This window comes from Peptoniphilus olsenii (genome assembly GCF_040545475.1).
GTDB classification, from domain to species: Bacteria; Bacillota; Clostridia; order Tissierellales; family Peptoniphilaceae; genus Peptoniphilus_A; species Peptoniphilus_A olsenii.
In genome coordinates, this window is sequence record NZ_JBEPMA010000021.1 from 1 (window position 1) to 20,487 (window position 20,487).

Annotated in this window: 18 protein-coding genes and 1 pseudogene; all 19 read right to left on the bottom strand. The window is 30.0% G+C overall.

The annotated features are described in order from the left end of the window. Positions 1-1,547: pseudogene (locus tag ABID14_RS10145) on the bottom strand (helicase-related protein); the annotation flags it as partial. A gap of 83 nt (positions 1,548-1,630) precedes the next feature. After that, positions 1,631-3,133, bottom strand: a complete 1,503-nt coding sequence (locus ABID14_RS09665) for an SIR2 family protein (protein WP_019132807.1) — start codon at positions 3,131-3,133, stop codon at positions 1,631-1,633. Between the two features lie 56 nt (positions 3,134-3,189). Further along, positions 3,190-4,128, bottom strand: a complete 939-nt coding sequence (locus tag ABID14_RS09670; protein ID WP_019132808.1) for a DNA cytosine methyltransferase — start codon at positions 4,126-4,128, stop codon at positions 3,190-3,192. Beyond that, a complete protein-coding gene (locus ABID14_RS09675; RefSeq protein WP_094208737.1) occupies positions 4,121-5,842 on the bottom strand; it encodes a DNA topoisomerase 3 in 1,722 nt (573 codons plus the stop codon). The genes ABID14_RS09670 and ABID14_RS09675 overlap by 8 nt, the downstream gene beginning before the upstream one ends. 89 nt (positions 5,843-5,931) lie before the next feature. Then, entirely contained in the window at positions 5,932-6,915 is a 984-nt protein-coding gene (locus ABID14_RS09680) for a nucleotidyl transferase AbiEii/AbiGii toxin family protein (protein WP_285073044.1), read from the bottom strand. Further along, the gene (locus ABID14_RS09685; RefSeq protein ID WP_271848394.1) at positions 6,908-7,519 is read right to left on the bottom strand and encodes a DUF6088 family protein; all 612 of its coding nucleotides are present in this window, start codon (positions 7,517-7,519) and stop codon (positions 6,908-6,910) included. The genes ABID14_RS09680 and ABID14_RS09685 overlap by 8 nt, the downstream gene beginning before the upstream one ends. 118 nt (positions 7,520-7,637) lie before the next feature. Beyond that, positions 7,638-8,453: a CD1107 family mobile element protein gene (locus tag ABID14_RS09690; protein ID WP_094208738.1), complete on the bottom strand. Its 816-nt coding sequence runs from the start codon at positions 8,451-8,453 to the stop codon at positions 7,638-7,640. A gap of 14 nt (positions 8,454-8,467) precedes the next feature. Then, on the bottom strand, positions 8,468-10,051 hold the full coding sequence (locus tag ABID14_RS09695; RefSeq protein ID WP_112890530.1) for a stalk domain-containing protein: 1,584 nt from the start codon (positions 10,049-10,051) through the stop codon (positions 8,468-8,470). After that, on the bottom strand, positions 10,038-10,277 hold the full coding sequence (locus ABID14_RS09700; protein WP_110058823.1) for a hypothetical protein: 240 nt from the start codon (positions 10,275-10,277) through the stop codon (positions 10,038-10,040). Before ABID14_RS09700 ends, ABID14_RS09695 begins: the two co-directional genes overlap by 14 nt. Before the next feature lie 14 nt (positions 10,278-10,291). Continuing rightward, positions 10,292-12,871: a CD1108 family mobile element protein gene (locus tag ABID14_RS09705; RefSeq protein ID WP_354369509.1), complete on the bottom strand. Its 2,580-nt coding sequence runs from the start codon at positions 12,869-12,871 to the stop codon at positions 10,292-10,294. A gap of 7 nt (positions 12,872-12,878) precedes the next feature. After that, positions 12,879-15,302, bottom strand: coding sequence for a VirB4-like conjugal transfer ATPase, CD1110 family (locus ABID14_RS09710; protein WP_354369511.1), 2,424 nt, complete (start codon positions 15,300-15,302; stop codon positions 12,879-12,881). Continuing rightward, a complete protein-coding gene (locus ABID14_RS09715; protein ID WP_354369513.1) occupies positions 15,193-15,603 on the bottom strand; it encodes a PrgI family protein in 411 nt (136 codons plus the stop codon). The genes ABID14_RS09710 and ABID14_RS09715 overlap by 110 nt, the downstream gene beginning before the upstream one ends. Position 15,604: 1 nt before the next feature. Then, complete coding sequence (locus tag ABID14_RS09720) at positions 15,605-15,895, bottom strand: hypothetical protein (RefSeq protein ID WP_354369515.1); 291 nt, start codon at positions 15,893-15,895, stop codon at positions 15,605-15,607. A 9-nt stretch (positions 15,896-15,904) separates the two neighbouring features. After that, a complete protein-coding gene (locus ABID14_RS09725) occupies positions 15,905-16,768 on the bottom strand; it encodes a VirB6/TrbL-like conjugal transfer protein, CD1112 family (protein ID WP_000466919.1) in 864 nt (287 codons plus the stop codon). A gap of 10 nt (positions 16,769-16,778) precedes the next feature. Beyond that, entirely contained in the window at positions 16,779-16,994 is a 216-nt protein-coding gene (locus ABID14_RS09730) for a Maff2 family mobile element protein (protein ID WP_000394203.1), read from the bottom strand. Position 16,995: 1 nt separating this feature from the next. Further along, complete coding sequence (locus ABID14_RS09735) at positions 16,996-17,307, bottom strand: single-stranded DNA-binding protein (protein ID WP_000373441.1); 312 nt, start codon at positions 17,305-17,307, stop codon at positions 16,996-16,998. Between the two features lie 195 nt (positions 17,308-17,502). Continuing rightward, the gene (locus tag ABID14_RS09740; protein ID WP_001105422.1) at positions 17,503-18,972 is read right to left on the bottom strand and encodes a PIN-like domain-containing protein; all 1,470 of its coding nucleotides are present in this window, start codon (positions 18,970-18,972) and stop codon (positions 17,503-17,505) included. Positions 18,973-18,989: 17 nt separating this feature from the next. Beyond that, entirely contained in the window at positions 18,990-19,526 is a 537-nt protein-coding gene (locus tag ABID14_RS09745; protein WP_001258251.1) for a ClbS/DfsB family four-helix bundle protein, read from the bottom strand. Positions 19,527-19,587: 61 nt separating this feature from the next. After that, positions 19,588-20,487: VirD4-like conjugal transfer protein, CD1115 family (locus ABID14_RS09750; RefSeq protein WP_354369519.1), on the bottom strand; the 900-nt coding region annotated here is incomplete at its 5' end.

Genomic DNA, 20,487 nt, shown 5'->3' on the forward strand with positions numbered 1-20,487 from the left:
TCTTCACCATCACCAAGGTCAATCCTATAGTGTTCGACAACTTCGCCATCTACATAGTGGTCAAAATAGAATTTGAAATATCCGATATAATCATCAGTCATTTCTCCAAATTCATTTTCTCCAAGAGTTTGATTATGGTCTTTAACATCAATATCCTTTTGTCTTAGGACATTAATTAAATCTTTAGTTACTATCTGCCCACTATAATCGGGAACTAATTCGTGGTTTTCATTAAATTCTACAATCCAGTAATCTTTTCTGTTTTCATTGTTGTTGCCATCAAAAAAAGAAGCTTCATCAGCTTCCTTTTCTTGGCTTATTTCGTTTTCTAAGCTTCCACGTATTCCTTGATTGCCATTTTCTTGACTGTTGCCATCAAGTTGTTCATCTGTCCTTGGTATTCCTCTGGATTCTCTCTCATCATCTTCTCTGTCAATCCTTGTGCTTTCATCATTTTGACTTTCTCTCTCTTGATAAAGTCCACTGCCTGATTCTGGATTTCCTTCAGATGGTTCAAAAGTGTTTTCTCCTCGTACATTTCCTGAAGTTTCTTCCAGTTCTCCATGTCCTCGCTCCCTACTAGGTAAGACAGTCTTAGAACTGCGTATGTCGGATTCGGAAATCTCTCCATAAATTCCAGATCCTTCTCCATCATATCCAATGTTTTCTCTTCGATCTTCATCGCTATTTCTTCTGTCGCTTCCATCTGTGAAAACTCGTCCATCTCTACTTCTTGACCTATCATCTCGTCTATATAAATCATTTTGACCTCCTCTATCTTCGTTTATATTTTCTATATCTCTATTATAGTCGCCACCGGCCCTTTCTGTCAGCAGCCTAGCACGATCCATTTCCTTAGATTTTTCTATTGTGCTATCTATAATATCTTCACTAACCCTTGATATTACAAGACCTATCTGTTCTAAAGAAATTGTATTAATCCTAGAAAAATTATTTTTTAAATTTTCCATATCCATAGGATACACTGTATTAAACCTATTAGCTACTGAATAGGATATTGAGTCTCTCATAAACTTTTCAAAACTCAGTCTATCCTCTATATCTATCCTCAAATCAGCTAGAGCCAAGTTAATATATTCATCACCATAAATTCGACTTAAAGAAAATATATTTTCATTAAGTGAATCACTAGCTTCAAATGAGGAAGCATTTATTATTTCTTTTAAAGCATCGTTATGATTTTCGTGGTCAAACTGCCATAAGCTAACCTCATTAATATTCCTATCCATTGATGTGGTCTGACTAATATCAAAGATGTATGAAATTCTTTGATTTACATCACTTCCAACTAAAATCGGAATACCCTTTTGACCTCTCATAACAACTCTTCCAAAATATTTCTTCCACATATCAAAAGTCGCACAAGCTCTAGCTTCAGGTTCTTTGTTATATATACTCAATTGACTAGAAAAATCATATTTCTGATTATTGCCTATAACTTTTAAGAGTTTTAAATATTCTTTTTCATCTTGCAAAACTTCATACTTAATTGCTTCTTGTATATTCTTAAAATCATTTACTTGCATTTTCTACCTCCTTTTTAGAGTAATAAAAAAGACGATAGATTTTTGTTTATCTACCGACTTTTTATTGTATATTATTACTTGTGTTATTTATCATATTTTTTTAGATCATACGCACACAATTGCCTTCTATATTCTGTTTTTGTCTTATCTTCTTCACTCAACGACTTAAAATAATTTTCTGCATCTTCCAAAGTTACATTACCTTTTAAAATTTGATAAGCTATTAAATTAGGTTTTAAACTGATTCCTATCGTCTCACTCTTTAAAATTTCTCTAATTGTATTCGGAGTTTCCTTTAAATTTTTCTTTTCCATCATTGTTTTTTCTAAAACTCTCATCTTTTCTCTTTGTTTTTCTTTAAGATCTTCTGTGCGTTTAATGTTTTTATTTATTTTTGAAAAACCAAAAATAGGAAAAAATTGTTGAGATTGAATTGTTAGTTTATCTATAACTTCAAGCAACTGAAAGTTTTCTTCTTCAATTATTTTAAAATAATTTTTCATAATCTCGCTTGTATTTTGAAATGAATATTTTATTGTATTAACAGATCCCACAGCTATAACTTTTTCTGAATTTTTTAAAGAGTCTAAATCATCAGTTATACTAACTTTTATATCTCCACCTGATTTTATATCTCTAAAAACATTTTGAACTTTCCTTATATCCATTGCAGATACTGGCAATTGTAAGTTTGCTAAGGTTTTATATATTAAAGTAAAATTATCAGTCTTTATTTTATTTATCTTTATTGTTGGAATTCCTTGGATATCTATATCATGATCTACTACTTGAGTATTATCAGAATCTTTCTCATGTTCTACTAATAAAAAATTCCTTCTGACTTTTTCCGCTTCATCTGAATTTGGATCAACATAAGTAAAAATGGTTTTTAATATACTCTTGATATTATTGTCACTTATACTATAACCCATAAATATTATTGGATTATGCATAAATAAAGATAGAAGTTGAGCTCTTATTAATTCATATTTTTCGTTAAATTTATTATAGTCTTGATTGGTAATTATTATTTTATCAGGTTGAGTAACACATCCATGAATTTTATATATAGATCCATATGGGTCACTTAATAAAATATCATTACCTATTAATGGTTTAAATCCAAATATATCTTCGAGCATAACGTCATAATTTGTAGTTATAATAGAGCTGATATTCTTTCTTGATTTTTTAAATTCATTTAATTCATCAATGTTTTTATAATCAAGTTCATTAAGGATCTTAGATATATAAATTTTAAATCTACTTATGTTTCTACCTTTATCCATCAATTCATAAAATTCATCATTTATATATTTAAATTTCCCATTTCTATCATTCATCACATCCTCATCGAATCTTTTTTGTAAATCCGATGCTATTAAGTCATATTTATATCCATATTCATCATGATACTTTGATTTTATATCATAAAAAAATTCATCGCTGTTAGTTAAATCAAAAGAAATTCTTTTTAATAAGGCATCCCAGCTAAATGAATTTTCTAAATACCTTAAACTCATGCCAGTACCAATAAAAAGAACTGGATGATTTTTAAATTTTGAAATAAATTTTCTAATATCCATCGTTATGTCCTTTCTATTATTTATTATATCATCTTTAGTATATTAATTACACTAACCTACATTAACACTTTAGTAATTGCCATTAAAACATCAACCACAATAGAATTGCCGGCCTGCTTATATAGCTTGCTTGAAGTACAATTTTTTCTTCTTGGATGTACTTTCTCTAATTTGTCTATATCACTATCATCAAAACCCATTAGTCTTAGACATTCTCTTTCTGTTAAATACCTATACTGACCATTTCCAATATCTATTATTCCAGAATTAGGTACTCTCATCTGTTTTGTAGAAATAGTATAAGAAAAATCTTTAATCACTTTTAGTCGCCCTCTAAAACTATTATCTATACCTTTATTTAAAAATTTCAGCATATAAGGTTGGGTCATTGTATAAAGTTCACTTACATCCTTTTCTAAAAATTCACTTAGTGGTCTTGTTTCTTTCCTCTCCAATTTATTAAAAGAAAAGCTATTTGCTCCAAGACATGAAACAACAAATATCCTTTCTCTTTTTTGAGGTATCCCAAAGTCCATTGCATTTAAAATTTCATACTTACTCTCATATCCAAGGTTCTCTAGCTCCTTTAGATAAATAAAAAAGGAGTCCCTCATATTTCTATCAAGGACTCCCTTTACATTTTCCCAAATTATCCATTTAGGTTTTTCTTTCATTTCTTTTATTATTCTAATTGTTTCAAATAGTAAGCTTGATCTAGTTCCAGAATTCTTTGCTCCTCCTTGCTTTTTCCCTATTCTTGAAAAGTCTTGGCAAGGACTTCCATGCATAATTAAGTCTATCTTTTCATTAGGAGCTTTATATCCTACTACTGATTTTGGCTTATAGTCTTCTCCATAAAGTGCATTGTATGATTTAACACAAGCCTTATCTATTTCTACATAATCAACAACTTCATAAGGTATTTTCAAATTAATAAAAGCCTTTCTAATAGCACCTATGCCACCGAAAAGCTCTAATATTTTTACCTTATTCATTTAGATTATTCTTGTACCTATCTACAAGCTCCCTTATACTATCTTCTATTTCTCTTAAAAAGTCTTCTTTATCTACTTTTCCAGAGCTAATCTTTGCAAGTTTCATTTCCCATTCAGATGTCGTTTCTGCAGACTTAAACTTATCTTCTACAATTGATACAAGTCTATTGCCTTTTTCTGTTACAAGTAGATTTTTCTTATCTCTTCTTATGAGATCCTTATGGATAAGATTTTCGATAATTCCTGCTCTTGTAGCTGGTGTTCCTAAGCCTTTTCTTTCCACTTCTATTTCTTTATCCAGGGATTCTACTCCTGCACTCTCCATAGCCTTTAAAAGTGTATTTTCATTATAATGACTTGGAGCTTTGGTAAATTTCTCCGATATATTTTTAGAAGTTAGCTTAATTTTATCTCCAGTCTTTACATCTGGTAATTCATTTTCTTGTCTTTCCTTTCCATAAGGCTTTAGATACTTGGTATAACCTTCATCGATTATAGTCTTTCCACTTGCATTGAAGTTAAATTTATCATATTCATATCTGATTTTTCTACTAGATTCCTTTAAGTTATCCGAACATGAAGCAAGTAATTTATTCTTAACTAAATTATAGATTTTGCTTTCTTTATCAGATAAATCTCTAGCTTTTCCAATACGAGATATAGTAGGAATAATTGCATAGTGGTCTGTAACCTTAGATGAATCAAAAATAGACTTAAAATTTGATTCATTAACCTTAAAATCTTCTTCAAGTCCTTCTAATAATTCTTTCATAGTATTAACCATATCATCGGTTAAGTACCTACTATCTGTTCTTGGATATGTGATTAGCTTTTTTTCATACAAAGCTTGTGCTAGATTTAAAGTATCATTTGCTGAATACCCAAAATATTTATTTGCTTCTCTTTGTAAGGTAGTGAGATCATAAGGTTTATCTGGTTTTGTGCTTACTTCTTTGTCTTCTACCTCTGTAATAACTATTTCATCTTCTAGCAGATTTAATAGTTGTTCTGCAACTTCAATTTTATCAATTCTATCTGATACTAGCTTCAATCCTTTATAAGATAGGTCAACTGTGTAATATTTTTGCTTCTTAAATAGGTTTATTTCACTATCCCTCTTAGCTATTAAATATAGAGTTGGTGTTTGTACTCTACCAACTGAATATGTTTCCTTGTAAATGCAAGAATAAAGCCTACTTAAATTCATTCCTACAAGCCAATCTGCAATAGCTCTTGCACTTGCTGATCTATATAGGTCTTCAAAGTTTTCTCCGTCTTTAAGATTTCTAAAGCCATCTTCAATAGCCTTGTTTTCCATTGAAGATATCCAAAGCCTTTGAATCTTCTTCTTACATTTAGCTTGATTATATACAAGCCTAAAAATAAGCTCTCCCTCTCTACCAGCATCACAAGCATTTATAACTGTATCGATGTTCTTATTGTTTAAAAGTTTCTTTAAAACCCCATATTGTTTCTTAGTGTTTTTAGATACTTCATAAATATATTCTTCTGGAATTATAGGAAGAGTTTCTATTGTCCACTTCTTCCATTTTTCGTCTATCTTATCTGGACTTGCCATTTGAATTAAATGACCTACACACCAAGAAACAATGTATCCATTCCCCTCATAATATCCGTTTTTTCTTGTTCTTGCTCCAATTACTTTTGCAATTGTAACTGCTACACTTGGCTTTTCTGCTATTACTAATTTCATTAATACCTCCATAAATAAAAAAAAGAGCGAAAGATTTCTCTCTCGCTCAAAGTATTTCTCCCGAAGATTATATTATTTTCGGGAAAATTCTACTTATTAATTTCTTTTTCTAGTTCTTTAAGAACTTTTATAATCTCTTCAAAGTTTGGATAGTCTCCATATATCATTTCTGACATAGCCTTATAATCTTTCTCTATTTCAGAAAATCGGTACTCTCTTGGGACTAATCTTAATCTTCCATTTAGTGCTTCTTCATACCTTGCCCACTTTCTAGGGTAGAATTTCATTTTAAATTCAGTCACTTTTTTTAATAAATCCTTATCCTCTAAGGCTTTGTTTTTATAATCTGAATTTGCTATTTTATATAAGTCATAAAAGTGTCTTGCATACCTATGTGGCATAGGAGAAGATTCTGGTCTATTCGCTTCATGATGAAGTATAGTTGCCTTTTCCCAAAAAGTTCTCTCTGCTGATACTGTTCTTATATTAGTTTTTTCTTTAAATACGTTTGGATAGGCTTCTCCAATTATTGGTAATATTTCAACATCAATTGCAGGTGTCCATGCTGCAAGGCTTCCTATTTCAAGTCTTATATTTTGTGTCAAATAATTAGATTCAAAAATTTTAGGATATTTACAAAGAATTGTTTGTGGATCTATTGTATCTATAGAAAATTCAAAATCAAAATCCTTTAAATCTTCTTCTAAAACTTTTAAAAATTCATCTCTTAAAAAAAGTTCTGTCTTTTCATTAACTGTTTTGTTGAATTTATCTTGCTTGGTATTTGACCTTTCAATCCATGGTTCTTTTTCTTCATAGCCTAATAATCGCCAATCTAAGATTAGATCTATATCTTCAGAAAATCTTTCAATGAGTCCAAAACATTTTGAAAGTGATGTGCCACCTTTAAAGGTTAAATATTCTTTCCATTTATTTTCATTAAATAGATAGTCTAAGATAAAAGTAACCCAATAGTCTTTTTCAATAACTGCCTCAGATATATTCTCCTTTCTGGCTGTATTTACTATTAAAATTCTTAAGTCTTCTTTGTTTTCTATATAAAACTTATTCATTTTTGCCCTCAGAAATTTCTCTTATTACTTCATATATCCATGATGGAACTGATTTTGACTCGTTCATTAAGTCTATTCTTTCTTTTTCACTTAAATTTTTTCTTATCTTTTGTATAACTTCGTTAGTTATATTTTCTTTTCCCAAAGACTTGATTGCCTGAATTACAGTCGCTGTCTTTAAGGACATATTAGCAATCTCTCCTGGATTTACTTTTTTAAATTCTAAAATGGTATCCCCTATTTTATATTTTTTGTATCTTCCACTAGATATATATTTATAGTGAGTTGGAACTTGTGTTGAAAGTCCTAATAAGTTTAAGGCTGTGCTATTATATGGTGCAATATTCCAATTGTATTTTCTTGCTATGGCAAGTGCTAACTCGTGAATTGATACTGCTTCGTACTCTCCAATTAATTCGCTATATCTTGGATTGTAATAAAAGCCATCGATGACACGCTTGATTTTATCTTCATCTGCTAATCTTTTTAATATTTGTCTAACTGTAGCATTAGATGCAATATCTAAAAAGTCATTTGCAAAAAATACTTTATGTGAATCAAAACTATTTATTTTATCTGATATTATTTCCATATATGAACTCATTACAATTCTCCTTTGTCACGGATATTGTATCATATTCGTGACAAAAGTTCAATTGTACTTAAGTTTAATATCCTTATAATAGTTCATCATCTTCATCTAAAGATTCTTCATGACTTTCTTAATTGTCAGATTCATCTTCTGACTCACTAACATAATCCTCATCATCTTCTTCAAAGTCTTCCAACATTCTATCTTCCTTAGCTTTGACTACTTTAAAATAATATCCTGCTCCTATAACTCCTCCAATTACAAGTGCAACAATTAGAAATGAACCTATCCCGCTTTTCTTTTCTTCTTTTACTGGAACAGTCTTAGGTTCTTCTTTTTTTACTTCTTCTTTCTTAGGCTCTTCAACCTTTATAGTGTTTTTATCTTCTGATTCAATCATATTAAGCAGGTCTTGCTCTCCTACTTCTGTCAATAGCCTTACATTATCTTGATTTGATGAGTGATCTACTATTAGGTGCATAGTTTTTCCACTTTTGGTTTGAAATGTTAAAAATTGTCTTACATCAACTGGATTTTCTTTATCTTTTTCTGTATCTCCACTTGGTGTAATATCTTTTCCATTCCTATCTACATTTTCAATTACTGAACCTCTTGCCTTATTTTCTTGTGTTGCAAGATTATTTACTGCCTTTGTATTACCACCTTTTACAAGTGGGGTTTTCTTTGGTGGATTATTTGAAGGCTTGGTTGCTTCACTTGTATTTCCTTGTATTCTTGGAACATCTTGATAAGGAATTTCTTCTTTTGATGGTGTAAAAACATCATCTTTCAACATTTTCTCAAATTCTTCTTTTTGTGGTTCATAGATTGATTCGTTTTGACTTTCAATTTGTCCTTCATTTGTCATCGCAAATGTAGTTGCTGGTACTGTAAATGTAAAAAGGAGTAACGCTATGGCTACTCCTCGTTTAATACTCTTATTCATTTTTCTATCCTTTCTTATTTTACATTTTTAAATACATAGACTGCTTTTCTAGCATTGTCCCATTCTATTGTTTGGTTTTTGCCATCTTTAATATCTCCATGACTTGCTCCAAAAGCTTTAGCAATATTTGAAATTGAAGCATGAATTCTTCCATTTATAATCACTGGCTTAACATCTGAATTGTAGACCTTTCCATCTGAATCTTTCATAACACCAGTATCAATATTTAGTCTTAATGTCTTTTTTGCTAGGATATTATTCTCTTTATTTGAGAAAATAGCTTCACGAGTAGAGTTGTCATACTCAACATTAAAACCTAGAGTATAAGCAATATATCTTACTGGAATCATAGTTCTTCCTTGGTCTACATAAGTTTTTACATCCATATATACTGTTGTCTTACCATCTTTGTTGATAATGTTATAAAAGTTTTTGTCTACTTGGAAAACTGCAAATTCTTTTTCATCTTTAACTTGTTTTTTGTCCTGTTTTTCTTCTTGCTTTTTCATCTTGTTAAGATCAAATTGATTTAGGATATTCTTATCATCAGCTTTCAAAATTTCGTCCCACTTTTTATCTTGAGATTTATTATCTTCTTTCTTATCTTTGTTTTCTTTTTGGAGTTTTAGAAGTTCATCTAATTTCTTAGATAAGTCTTGGTTTAGATTTTTGTCTTTTTCATCTTTAACTTGTTTTTCAAGTTCTTCTTTCGCTTTTTTATTTGCTTCCTCGATTAACTTCTTTGCTTCTTCAATTTTCTTATCTAATTCTTCTTTTAGCTTTTTAATTTCTTCTTCAGAAGCTTTTTGTTTTTCTTCTAGTTCTTTAATTTTTTCTTCTAATTCTTTTTTAGTATTTTCAGAAGATTCTTTTAAACTATCAATAGCCTTTTGAAGCTCTTCAATTTTCTTAAAGCATTCTGACTTAGAATTTTCTGTCTCTTTCTTTTTATTCTCTAATTCTTTTATCTTAGTATCTTTTTCTTCAAGAACTTTTTCTAAGTCCTTAATTCTATTATTTTTATCCTCAATTTCTTTAGTCTTCTTTGAAAGTTCCTCTTCTAAAGACTCGAGCTTTTCTTGCATTTCTTTGACTTTATTTTCGTTTTTATCGGTCTTTTCTTTCTCAGCTTCTAACTCCCATTTTGTAGATGAATAATCTTCTTTTAGTTTTGCATTTTCATCTTGTAATCTTTTTAATTCATCTTTAAGTTGAGTAATTTCTGCTATTAGTTCATCATTATTGGAGTTTCTAAGATTCTCAATTTCTTTATTCAATTGAACAATCTTATTATCTTTATCTCTAATCTTTTCTTCTAATTTAGCCTTTTCTTGTTTCAGATTCTCTCCATTATCTTTGCAAGATTCTAACTTTTCCTTTAATTCATCTATCTTTGATTGGTCTTCTTGTTTCTTATCATTTAAGTCTTTGATCTGATTTTCTAAATCACTAATTTTACTTATAGAACTTTCTATCACTTTTTTACTACCATCTGTATCATCAGCTTTAGCTAGTACATTAGTAGTTGAGGTTGATGTTAAAACTAATAAAAGAGCCATAAAAAAGGCTCTTAGTCTGTTCGTATTAAATTTCTTCATTATGAATGTTCTCCTTTTCTTTTAATTTTTCTTCTATTTTTCTGTCATTAATTTTCTCCATTAATTCTTCCAAGCTAATATTGTTTCTCCTAAGAGTTACAATTATTTCTTCATTCTCAACTTGTATTTCTTCATCGCAAATTTCCTTGTATTTTGCATTTAAATCTTTTAACTTCTCTTCTATTTTTTTCTTTTTGTTCCTGATACTTATAAGTTTTCTGTTCACACAATATCTCCCTTCTATCTTGGTCTTCCAAAACCATAAAAGTGTGATTTCCAATATTTTGAATTTATTGATGTGTATTGAATTGGATCTCCTGCGTGAATCATCATTCCATTACCTGCGTATATTCCTACATGAGATATTGGAGTTCCACTGTTATATGTTGAATGGAAAAATATAATATCTCCAGGTTGAGCTTCACTTGGACTTACTGGATTACAATAGTCTTTGTATATTCTCCATGCAGTTGTTCTTGGCATACTCTTTACACCAGACTTTGTAAATGACCAACATACAAAACCTGAACAATCAAAGTTAGATGGTCCACTTGCTCCAAACACATATCTTTTGCCTATATGTTTTTCTGCTTCATTAAATAAGGCTTTTGCAGTAGCTGAATCAAAAGCAAGACCAGGATTTCCAAAGTTTGGATTGTCTACTATTTCTCCTAAGTCCCCATTACCCGATCCAAAAACATCTCCCATATTCCCCTTAGCTTCAAGAAGAGCTTCATAATGAACTACATTGTCTGGATAATCTTTAAATATTTCCCTAACAACTTCATCCATTTCTTTTTTCTTTAAAGTTACAATTAACTTTTTATATTCGTACTCTTCTTTTTCATAACTAGTATAAGGATTGCCACGACTATCATATCTAGTTCTTGCTACTGTTCTTGTTCTAATTTCAATTTCTTCCTTAAAATCAAGCTTATACATCTTATCGAAAAGTTCTTTTAAAATTCCTTTTACTTCAGATGCTGATTTTACTTCTCCACATCTTGAAGTTATATAGGATAAAAGTTCATGGGTATTATGACCAATTTCTCCTTCTTTATTTATGATATATTCGTCATATCCAGGATGACTTGTTTTTACACTTTCGATTTGTGATTGTAGGTCATATTCCATTGATGAAAATTCTTGATTAACTTCACTTAGAACTGTATCTTGTGATAGGTATGTTGTTGTCATTACTGAGTTTACTGAGTTACTTAGTCCACTCATACCAACACTTCCACCACCAATCATGATTGATAGCATAAGACCTAGTCCTATTACTAGAAATAGAACCATCTTACTTTTTCTTACGATTAGCTCTTTAGAAGCCTTACCTAAACTTAAAATAGCTTTTTTAACTCTATCTACAAGTCTTGTTTCGTGCTTTTTAGCTATCATGCTTTTCATTTGCTTTCTTTGGTAAAACTTCTTAAATCTATTTTTCTTTATATAGGCGTCTGACTTTTTTAAATCTTCCAAGCCGCTTTTAAACTCCAACTTGCTTTTTCTCTTTCTTATTTTCTTATCGAGTTTAGATAGCTTTTTTAAGGACTTTTTCTTTTTGTCTAGCTTATACTTCCTTATTCCATGCTGGAGTTTAGAGCTTACATTGGCGACCTTTTCTCCAGATTCTACACCAGTATTATCAGATCCTGAACTTAAATAATCTCTCACTAACTCTGAAGACTTAGCTCCAGATAATAAAACTCCAGAAGATAGACTTCCTTTAGTTTTATTCTTTAAGATATTATCCTTTAGATTGCTTTTAGACTTTTCAAGCTCTCCAATCTTTTTATCTGATATAAAATCTTTAACATCTTGTGCCTTCTTAGAATCTTTTCTTGTAACTTTCTTAGATTCATCTTTTAAGTCATCGATTTTCTTTCGAGTGAATTTATCACTTTCATAATTTTTTCTTTTGTAGTAGGTCTTCTTTTTGTTAACTTTCTTTTGTTCTGAAGCTTTAAGGCTTGTTTCCTTTTCATCTTTTATAAATTCTTGATTATTGTCTTTAAACTCAGGATTATCAAATGTTTTATCTGTATCAACTTCGCTTAGCTTACTTTCTTTATCTATCTCTTTAGAAATTTTTTCCTTATCTCTAAACTTCTTTTCTTGATAAAGTTTCTGCTTTTGCTTTTTATCGATATTAGTATTACTTTCGTTCTTACTTACTTCATCTTTAACAAGCTTATCTTTTCTATATACTCTCTTGCTTTTCTTTGCTTCGATAGGTTTATCTTCACTTGTCTGGATTCGCTTAGACTCTTTCTCGTTAATTTTGTCTTGGAATTTATCCTTACTATGGATAAGTTTATCCTCGTAATTTTTAAGAACTTGTCTTTTACTTGATTCCTTCTTATTGCTTATTGGTTGAGCCTTAGCTGAAATATCATCTGTTGTTAATTTATTAGAGTTAACATTTCTACTGTTTTCACTATCAAAATTTACCTTTTTGTAGTCTACATCTAAGTCTTCATCAAGTTTAAAGCTTTCATCTGCCCTTATTTCAAGATTAGCTTGTTTTGTTTCTTCAGCCTTATCCTTATTATCTAAAACTTCTTTTCTAATTCTTTCCTTGTTTTTAGCCTTCTGGAAATCTTTTAGTTTATCTTGTTTTTGATCCTTAGCTAATATATTCTCATGAATAAGTTTAGATTCTTTTTCTGAAATTTTATCTCCGAACCTATCCTTAGTCTTAATTATCTTATTGGTATAATCATCTGAATGAACAAGTTTACTATCTACATTCTTTTCAGGAGCGTCCCTATTTCGTATAATTTTCTTTTGAAAATCTTTTTTTAGTTTTTTATCCATATCACACCTACTTAGCTTCTTCTGGTTTTGTTGTCATTAGCTTATACAGCATGGTGTCTTTAGGGAATTTATCAATAAATGGAACAATAGTATTTCCAAAGAATAAGAGTCCCTCACCTGCATTTGAGTTAGTAATATAGTTTAACTGATAAGGCGATATTTTTAATTTCTTAGCAAGGATATCCCTATCTCCAGATGCTTGATTTAACATTAGAACAAAGTCTGTATTATCAAAGATATTTTCAATTTCCTGACTTGTTAAAAGGTCTTTTACGTTTTGAGTTATACCTGTTGGGATACCTCCCCATTTTCTAAATCTTTTCCAGATTTCTACTGAATATGAAGCAGTTTGTGGATCTTTTAATAAAAGGTGGAACTCATCTATATAGTATCTTGTAGACTTGCTTCCTCTATTTAGGGAAACCTTGTTCCAAACTTGGTCTTGAATTACAAGCATACCTATTTTTTTAAGTTGTGTTCCTAGCTCTTTTATATCAAAACAAAGCAGTTGCCTATTTAGGTCAACATTTGACCTATTATTAAAGACATTAAGACTTCCCTTAACATAAATTTCCATTTCTGTTGCGAGCTTCCTACCAACTCCCTCTTCTTGAGATAAGAGCATATCGTATAAATCTCCTAATATAGGCATATTTTCTGGTTTTGGGTCTTCAAAATATTTTTGATATATTTTTGGCAAGCACCTATCTATAACAGATTTTTCTGCAGCAGTAAGACCAGATCCTCCTACTACAAGTTCAAGCATAGACATTATGAAGTTTGCCTTATCCTTTAAAGGTGCATCCCCATCTCCATAGTTCATATTAATATCTAATGGATTTAGATAGTCCTTTGATTTTGCTGAAACTTTAATAACTTCTCCATTAAATTGTTTTACAAGGTTTGAATACTCGCCTTCAGGATCACAAATAATTACATCATCATCTGTGACAAGAATTGCATTTGCCATCTCTCTTTTTGCCGAGAAAGATTTACCAGAACCTGGTGTTCCTAATATTAGTCCGTTAGGGTTCTTTAGTTTCTTCCTATCTGCCATAATCAAGTTTTGGCTAAGGGCATTTAATCCATAGTACAAAGAATTTGCCGAATCAATAAATAGCTCTTCTGTTGTAAAAGGCATAAAAACTGCCGTTGATGATGAAGTTAAAAATCTTTTTATCTCGACTTGATTAACTCCTAGAGGTAAGACAGAAACAAGTCCTTGCTCTTGTTGGTGAGATAATCTTTTTACCTGACAATTATGTCTGTTAGCAATTGATGAGATTTGAGCAATAGTATTTTCTAATTTTTGATTAGTCCTAGCAAAATTCATCATTGCTATGGTAACTACAAAGAGCCTTTCATCTCTATTCTGTAAGTCAGATAACATGGACTTAACATCCGCACCAAAGGTATTTATATCTGAAGGAATAATATCCATATCATATCCTGCTCGAACTGCTTTCTTTTGTTCTTCAATTTTCATTCTGTCTAGGTCTGTGTTTTTTCTCTTAATAAGTTTAATAGCTTCTGCTTGTTCAACTACATCTATATGAAAAGCTACATAAATATTGTCATCAATATCTAAAAACTCAGATAACATTCTGTCTGATAACTCACTTGCAAGTATTTGAAAATGACTTACTGCTCCAATGAATTTCCCAAATTTAAAATTATTTGCTGGTGCAAAATTAAAGATATTGGGAGTTATATGTGATTTTGCAGACTCTTTCTTCTTCAAATCTTTATATGAAAAATCAAAGTTCTTGTCTGGATTTAACATATCATGAACAAGTCTTAGTCTTTCTTCGCCATCAAGACTCTCTGCTCTTACTCCCATAGATTTAAAGTTAGATAAAATATCTACTTCAAGTCTATTTAACTTTGCTCTTGCTTGCTCTAGGTTATCGGCTTCTGTAGTAAAGGTTATATACTTCATCTTTTTAAGTCCGTTATTTCCCTTTGCAAGTTGAAGCTTTAACATCTCCCTAAACTCTTTTCTTACATCGTCATAGAAGTCTCGCTTATCAGCAATTTTAATTGCGTCTTGTAGGTCTTTACTTCTTCCTAATTGATTTACATACGAAAGTTCGACGTGGACACTTGGATCAAAAGAATTTAAAAAGTTGGCAAATTGGTTAAAGATTAAATCTCTATCTTCTTCCAATGCCAACTGGTAATTTATATCTTGAAATGAAATTGTCTTTGAATAATTTTTTTCATCTAACTGGCAAATGCCCTCTGGTAACATTCTTATATATGGAATAGTATCCTCAACAGTAAATCTCTTTTTCTCTTTCTTTAAAAGTACACTTAGAAGACTATTTTTTGGATCTTTCTTTGTTTTTAGCCTTCTTACTTCCTTTCGGTCTTTTTTTAATTGTTTTTCCCTTAGATTTAAGTCGCTGATTTGCTTTTTTCTTTGCTTCAAGGTATGCCTCCTTTCTTATTCTCTTAGTTGGTTGATAAAACTTATGAAGATAGAAAAATTTAAAATACTTTTCAAAAGTTAAGGTGTCTTTTTCATATAAGGTTATAAAAAAGATTGGCAGGGTTACTATTAGCATTACAATAATAGAAACATCATTAGGTAGATATTTCTTCATAAATATATAGGTTGGTATGCCAATTAGTCCTGCCACAGAAAAACCTATAAGTTGTCTTTTAGTTAAGTTAAAGGCAACCTTTGTTTTAATCTTGTCCAAATCTTTTGGTATTGGTACATACGCCATTTTAATCTCCCTCTACTTCTTCTTTAGAAAGTTCAAGTATATGGTCATAATTAGATGTTGTTTCCTCTTCTAGGTAGCTAATTCTTTCTTCTAATTCTTCTTGTTTTTCTTCATTTCTGTCATTGTATTCTCCTTGATACATAACAAATTCATTGTGACATCTTCCGAGTCTATTTATTCTTTTCTTTAAGTTTCTAATCTCTTCATTTCTGTTTTTCTCTTTTAAGATTTCATAAGTTCCTCCCAATAAAATTCCAAGTCCCAATAAAATACAATTTTTCTTTTTTAACATTTATTCCTCCTAGTGTGTATTCATAATACTTTTTGCAACTGTTCCACTCTTAAACATCATAAGTCCAAGTAGTAGAGCATATCCTAATATACTAAACAAGCTTGCGTGAATATCTGTAATCTGTACCGTTCTTATTAAAACGGTGTAGATACCTAAACATACCATCAAAAACAAACCTTGTAGTCCCAAGGCAAAAAGTCCCTTGATATAATTTGTTCCAATCTGACCCCATTCTTTATTTCCCATAGTCGCAAATGGTATGGATGATACTGATGAGTAGACATATATTTCAAACATACGCCCATATACTATTAAGGTAATAGTTAAAGATATACATTGAATTGCAATCCTTACAAGGCTTGTTTCAACTAATATCATTAAAAGCTCACCTATTTCTTTTTCTTTTAATGTATCAACCATTGCAACTATCTGATCTCCTGAAACAGTGGCAGAAGTAGTGATTACCCCTGCCGCTTTGTTTACAAGATTTTGTGCCACATCAAAGACTGCCATTGAAAATTCAAAGGCATGGCTTGCAAGGTAGACTGCTATAAACATCTTTATAATGTATTTGAAAAACTCAAAAGTATCTGTATCGTGCATATTATTCTTTTGCATAACCATATTTATGAGTTCAATACATAAAACTGCTGTTATGATAAGACCTGCTATTGGAACGATCACATTATCATTAATGTTTTTTATGAAGTTATACACTTCTCCATTCCAACCCATTGGTGTCTTCCCAACATCAGTTGCAATAACTCCTACCTTGTCATTTATATCTAAGAACATGGACTCAAGATTTGCTTTGATACCTCCGAGTAGCATATCCTTAAAAAATTCAGTTAGCTTGTCAAAGATACCAAACATAGACTTTCTCCTATTTTAAAGCATTTGCAAGTAGTGGAATTAATTTAATACCGATTAGTACAATTCCCCCACCAGCCATAAGCTGCTTAATACCTTGAGATTTAGCACCAGGGTTATCATTACCATAACCTTCCATTAAGTTAATAACTCCCCATGCTCCTAAACCTGCACCAATTGCAGTTACAAGTGTCTTTAAAACTCCAACTCCAGCTGTAAAAAATTCCATATTATTCCTCCTCGTTTTCTTTCTTATTTTCTATTTTGTTTAGTGATTTAACTATAAAATTCTTGTAGACCTTATCTCCTTTTTTATTTTCTTTGAAATAACCAAAAACATGGATTAGATCTCCTTTTTCAAATTCTTTAACAATTTCTACCTTTTCTCCATATACTGAGCAATTTGTATATTCTTTGCCCTTTCCATATTTTTTAACAAGAGCAAAATTTGCTACTTGAACACTTTCTCCATCTTTTTCAAATTCTGAAAATTCAGCTTCCTTAACTAAATTTGCATTAATATTTATCATTTCTCTATCCATTAATTTCTTCTCCTTAATCTGTAAATTTCAATTAAAAAAGCGACTGGATCTATTTATTTCCAATCGCTATACATTATTCCTTATTAAATTGTTCTAAGTAGGAGCTCTTATCCTTAACATCTTAACCTCCTAATTTTGAGTATAAAAAAAGCAGTAAACTTTATAATTACTGCTTTAATAAAATATCCTATATTATTAATCATTAAATGAACAATCTCGACAAATACCACCTACATCTTCTCGCCTATCCTTAAATCCCTTTCCACATTTAGAGCAAATAAATGCATAATCATTATTGTAATTCTCCTCTTCTAAATAAGAGTCATCGTAGTCTTCTTCATTTTTGTTTATAGAATCTTGATCTATCTGAATTTCAATTATTTCAATATCTGTATATTCTTTATCATTATTAATATAAAAAGAATCTTCTTCGATATCATCTTTATTAATTAATCTTGTGACATTAACTATGACACTTCCACTAAATTCTTGTTCTATTGGTGGTGATTGTATGACTTCTTTTGTATCATCATCACGTCCCCAATAATCAAAGGATACACAACTTAAATTTATTAAATATTCTAGCTCATAAGTTATACTAACAATCTCGTCTGTAAACTCTTCATAAGTATCTAATATCTCATTGAATTCACAATTATTTATATCTAATTCTTCAATACCCTCACTTCCAATAACATACGATTCTAGATAATAATAGTTGTTATTATAAATACTGTCAACTATATCATTAGAAATATCTTGTTTTACTCTTTCTACATATGACACATCTTTTCTATTTAAATCTACATAAACATTAAAATCATATCTATCATATACTTTTGAAGCGAAATTCTGAAACATTCCTGTTGTTAAAAATTCAATATTTACATTTGGATTTTTTTCTTTAAATTCACTTAATAATTTATCGTGAACTACTAAATTATCTTGACTATCCTTACTCCACCAGTCTTCTTTTATATCATTCGTAATAAAAATAATATCTTTTACTGATTTTTCAACTGGTAAATCTAATATCTCTTTCCAAACAAATAAATCTCCAAATTTTTCAACTCCATCTTTATTAATGTCCTCATATCCAGGCGGAATTTTATATTTATACCTAAGTTCACCCTCTCTAATAATTTTTAATTGTTCACTAAACCTTATCCTATTACCTATCCTATTATTTTTTTCTAAATATGAAATAAGATTATCTATATCTTTAATTATTTCAGGAGAATCTGTTGTTATTTCATCATATTCAATACCAACACTATTTTTATAAGATTTGATTATTTGTTTTAATTCAACTAACTTGTTATTTAAATCATTCTCCAAATTTTTTCTTCCAAAATAATTATATTTAGATGATTTAATCAAGACACTCTCTAAATTTTTTTGACTCCTTTCAATTACTCTTAGTAAATCTTTTTCAAAATTTTGATACTTTTTTTTCAATTGTCCGAATACGCTATATTTATTTTTATTAAATTCTTTATACACTTGATTCGGAATCCATATTAAATCCTTACACTCCTTGAAAATTTCTAATATGTTTTTGCTACTGTATAATGAATATCGAGCTAAGTCAAGTATTACATTTGTATCTAATACTATTATAGAGGTTTTTCTATTTATTATTTTTTTAAATTTTTCATAATTCAATTAAAGCACCAACCTTATTATTTAATTACATTCACAAAATTATTAAGTTTTTTCCATTTTCTAATCTTAGTCCTAAATGTTCCAAATGGTGCTACTGTATTTACATGGATAAATTTATATACTTCCCAAGTTGCAGTTTTTGTTGCTTCATCTGCCCATTTTCTCATATGTGGTTTAAATAATTCTTCCTCTGTAAGATTATCTATCAAAGAGTAAATATCTTCTATATTCTGTGATAGTTGTTCTTTTAATTCCTTTAACGATTTATGAGCATAGGTATCTGTAAACCATTGATACAATTCTCCAAGTTGATTCCACTTAAATTTGTCAGATGGCGTTTTAACCTCAATTCCCTTTTTTTCATCTTCTTCCCATTTCAAAACTAAAGTTGTCCAACCTACTTGATAGGCAAGATTTTCAGCTGGTGTCCTATCAACTTGATCTACTCTTTTATCTTTTAATTCTTCTGGGATATTATCAAACTCTGAAATATATTTTCCAAAAGTTTTCTTTATCTCATTTTTTAATTCTTCCTTACTTTCATAAGACCTCATATGCCTACCTCCATGGTTTATATAGATATTATACCAAAAATATTTTTATCCTAGGCTTAATTCATAATCTTGTAATCAAACTGTTCCTGTTTATTTTTATTTTATCTCTATTTGTTAAATACTCTTCCACATCAAACAAGTTTTTCTTATCATAATCTTCCAACAACTTGTAATTCTTATGCTTTGTAATATCGAATTTATCAGATAGAAAAGGTCTTACTCCTCTTAACTGATAAATACACTTACCGCCATCCATTACAGTTATTTCATCTTGACTCATAAGTTCCTTGCCAGTTTTTTGGTAATTTAGACCAAAAGATTTTTGATTGGATCTTGTTTCTGATGTGTTATATAGGTCTATGGTTTCTTTTCCTAAGGTTTCAGATAATTCTTTTACTGTTGTTTTTTCTTTTCCTCCTAAAAAGAGTGTAGAGTCGCAGTTACCAACTATTGTATCTGCATGGTCTTTATAGATTGCTTTTAATTGAGATTGTGCTTGCAGTATTATGCTTGCCGATATTTCTCTTGAACGAATTGTTGCAATCAATTTTTCAAATTTAGGAATTAATCCTATATTTGCAAACTCATCAAGTAGACACCTAACATGAACTGGAAGTCTTCCACCATACACATCATCTGCCTTATCACATAGAAGATTAAATAGTTGAGAATACATTATTGAAACTACAAAGTTAAAGGTATCATCTGTATCTGATATTATTACGAATAAAGCAGTTTTTCTATCTCCAATTTTATCAAGCTCTAATTCATCTTCGCTCATTAGTTCTCTAAGCTCTCTTATATCAAAAGGTGCAAGTCTTGCTCCACAAGATATTAGAATTGACTTGGCAGTTTTTCCTGCTGCCAGCTTATATTTCTTGTATTGCTTAACTGCAAAATGACTTGGATCTTTCTTTTCAAGAGCTTCAAAAAGCCTATCAATTGGGTTCATATAGGTTTC

What these genes read in the sequence shown, in the direction of transcription:
- ABID14_RS09705 (WP_354369509.1), bottom strand. Translation starts at nt 12,871, where the DNA reads ATGGATAAAAAACTAAAAAAAGATTTTCAAAAGAAAATTATACGAAAT.
- ABID14_RS09690 (WP_094208738.1), bottom strand. Translation starts at nt 8,453, where the DNA reads ATGAATAAGAGTATTAAACGAGGAGTAGCCATAGCGTTACTCCTTTTT.
- ABID14_RS09685 (WP_271848394.1), bottom strand. Translation starts at nt 7,519, where the DNA reads ATGAGTTCATATATGGAAATAATATCAGATAAAATAAATAGTTTTGAT.
- ABID14_RS09670 (WP_019132808.1), bottom strand. Translation starts at nt 4,128, where the DNA reads ATGAATAAGGTAAAAATATTAGAGCTTTTCGGTGGCATAGGTGCTATT.
- ABID14_RS09695 (WP_112890530.1), bottom strand. Translation starts at nt 10,051, where the DNA reads ATGAAGAAATTTAATACGAACAGACTAAGAGCCTTTTTTATGGCTCTT.
- ABID14_RS09735 (WP_000373441.1), bottom strand. Translation starts at nt 17,307, where the DNA reads ATGGATAGAGAAATGATAAATATTAATGCAAATTTAGTTAAGGAAGCT.
- ABID14_RS09715 (WP_354369513.1), bottom strand. Translation starts at nt 15,603, where the DNA reads ATGGCGTATGTACCAATACCAAAAGATTTGGACAAGATTAAAACAAAG.
- ABID14_RS09745 (WP_001258251.1), bottom strand. Translation starts at nt 19,526, where the DNA reads ATGAGGTCTTATGAAAGTAAGGAAGAATTAAAAAATGAGATAAAGAAA.
- ABID14_RS09675 (WP_094208737.1), bottom strand. Translation starts at nt 5,842, where the DNA reads ATGAAATTAGTAATAGCAGAAAAGCCAAGTGTAGCAGTTACAATTGCA.
- ABID14_RS09720 (WP_354369515.1), bottom strand. Translation starts at nt 15,895, where the DNA reads ATGTTAAAAAAGAAAAATTGTATTTTATTGGGACTTGGAATTTTATTG.
- ABID14_RS09680 (WP_285073044.1), bottom strand. Translation starts at nt 6,915, where the DNA reads ATGAATAAGTTTTATATAGAAAACAAAGAAGACTTAAGAATTTTAATA.
- ABID14_RS09730 (WP_000394203.1), bottom strand. Translation starts at nt 16,994, where the DNA reads ATGGAATTTTTTACAGCTGGAGTTGGAGTTTTAAAGACACTTGTAACT.
- ABID14_RS09665 (WP_019132807.1), bottom strand. Translation starts at nt 3,133, where the DNA reads ATGGATATTAGAAAATTTATTTCAAAATTTAAAAATCATCCAGTTCTT.
- ABID14_RS09725 (WP_000466919.1), bottom strand. Translation starts at nt 16,768, where the DNA reads ATGTTTGGTATCTTTGACAAGCTAACTGAATTTTTTAAGGATATGCTA.